The following is a 2,323-nucleotide window of genomic DNA, read 5'->3' as shown; positions in this document are numbered from 1 at the left end:
GCCGCCTGCTACATCCTCATCACCCCCGCCCTGGTGCTGGTGTTCACGGCCGCCTCGATGGCGCTGCCGACGCCGCCGCACTCGATGCTCAACTCGGGCGCGCACGGGTTCTCCGAGGTGCTGTACGCCTTCACGTCGGCGTCGAACAACAACGGTTCGGCCTTCGCCGGCCTGAACGCGAACACCGACTGGTTCAACACCATGACCGGGCTCGCGATGCTGCTGGGCCGCTTCCTGCCGATGGTGTTCGTGCTGGCGCTGGCTGGCTCGCTCGCCGAGCAGACGCCGGTACCGGTGACCGCGGGCACCCTGCGCACCGAGAAGCCGCTGTTCACCGGCCTGCTGGTCGGCGCGATCCTGATCATCACCGGTCTGACCTACTTCCCGGCCCTGGCGCTGGGTCCGCTCGCCGAGGGGCTGGCGTCATGACCACTGGCATAGACAAGCAAGAGGACTCGATGTCCACAGGCACTCCCACCCGGGCACCGCACAGCGACGTCCCCACTGGGCACAAGCCCGACGAGGGCCGTGTCGGCGCGGGCCTCTTCGACCCCAAACAGCTTCTGAAGTCTCTGCCGGAGGCGTTCCGCAAGCTCGACCCGCGGGTGATGGTCAAGTCGCCCGTGATGTTCGTGGTGTGGATCGGATCCATCCTGACCACGGTCTTCTCGTTCCAGCACGCGAGTGACTGGTTCGGCTGGACCATCAGCGCGTGGCTGTGGCTGACCGTGATCTTCGCCAACCTGGCGGAGGCGGTCGCCGAGGGCCGGGGCAAGGCGCAGGCCGAGACCCTGCGCAAGGCCAAGACCGACACCATCGCCCGCCGGCTGCTGAAGGACGGCACGGAGGAGCAGGTACCCGGTACCGCGCTGACCATCGGTGACCTGGTGGTCTGCGAGGCCGGTGACATCATCCCCGGCGACGGCGACGTCGTCGAGGGCGTCGCCTCGGTGGACGAGTCGGCGATCACCGGCGAGTCCGCCCCGGTGATCCGGGAGTCCGGCGGCGACCGTTGCGCCGTCACGGGCGGCACGAAGGTGCTGTCCGACCGGATCGTCATCAAGATCACGACGAAGCCCGGCGAGACCTTCATCGACCGGATGATCAACCTGGTCGAGGGCGCGGCCCGGCAGAAGACGCCCAACGAGATCGCGCTGAACATCCTGCTCGCCTCGCTGACCATCGTGTTCCTGCTGGCGGTGGCTACGCTGCCGCCGTTCGCCACGTTCGCGGGCACGCACCTGACCATGGTCGTGCTGGTCGCCCTGCTGGTCTGCCTGATCCCGACCACGATCGGCGCCCTGCTGTCCGCGATCGGCATCGCGGGCATGGACCGGCTGGTGCAGCGCAACGTGCTGGCGATGTCCGGGCGCGCGGTCGAGGCCGCCGGTGACGTCTCCACGCTGCTGCTGGACAAGACCGGCACGATCACCCTCGGCAACCGGCAGGCCGCCGAGTTCGTGCCGGTCAGGGGCACCACCGAGGCCGAGGTCGCCGACGCCGCCCAGCTGTCCTCCCTCGCGGACGAGACCCCCGAGGGCCGCTCCATCGTCGTCCTGGCCAAGGAGAAGTACGGGCTGCGCGAGCGCCACCAGGGCGAACTGGCCGGCGCCGAGTGGATCGAGTTCACCGCCCAGACCCGCATGTCGGGTGTGGACGTCGACGGCCGGAAAGTCCGCAAGGGCGCCACCGCCTCGGTGATCGCCTGGGTCGAGGCGCAGGGCGGCACGGTCGCCGAGGACGCGGACGGCATGGCCAACCGGATCTCCGAGGCGGGCGGCACCCCGCTGCTGGTCGCCGTGCACGACGACAAGGGCGCCCGGGTGCTGGGTGTCATCTACTTGAAGGACGTCGTCAAGGAGGGCATGCGGGAGCGGTTCGAGGAACTGCGCCGCATGGGCATCAAGACCGTCATGATCACGGGCGACAACCCGCTGACCGCGAAGGCGATCGCCGAGGAGGCGGGCGTCGACGACTTCCTCGCCGAGGCCACTCCCGAGGACAAGATGGCCCTCATCAAGCGGGAGCAGGCCGGCGGCAAGCTGGTCGCGATGACCGGCGACGGCACCAACGACGCGCCCGCGCTGGCCCAGGCGGACGTCGGCGTGGCGATGAACACGGGTACGTCGGCCGCCAAGGAGGCCGGCAACATGGTCGACCTCGACTCCAACCCGACCAAGCTGATCGAGATCGTCGAGATCGGCAAGCAACTCCTCATCACCCGGGGAGCGTTGACGACGTTCTCCATCGCCAACGACGTCGCGAAGTACTTCGCGATCATCCCGGCGCTGTTCGCGGCGGTCTACCCGGGCCTGGACAAGCT

2 protein-coding genes are annotated in these 2,323 nt (G+C 69.0%); both read left to right on the top strand.

All coding sequences use genetic code 11. From position 1 onward, the window contains the following. A partial coding sequence (locus tag ACFYOH_RS44665; RefSeq protein WP_388638083.1) for a potassium-transporting ATPase subunit KdpA occupies positions 1-429 on the top strand: 429 nt, incomplete at its 5' end. Further along, positions 426-2,323, top strand: a 1,898-nt coding sequence (gene kdpB, locus ACFYOH_RS44660; protein WP_388638080.1) for a potassium-transporting ATPase subunit KdpB, incomplete at its 3' end; no start/stop codon positions are given. The genes ACFYOH_RS44665 and kdpB, both read left to right, overlap by 4 nt.

Source organism: Streptomyces sp. NPDC007856 (assembly GCF_042868225.1).
Classification (GTDB): Bacteria; Actinomycetota; Actinomycetes; order Streptomycetales; family Streptomycetaceae; genus Streptomyces.
Note: the sequence above shows the minus strand (reverse complement) of the source record. Positions and strands in the feature narration are given on the sequence as shown.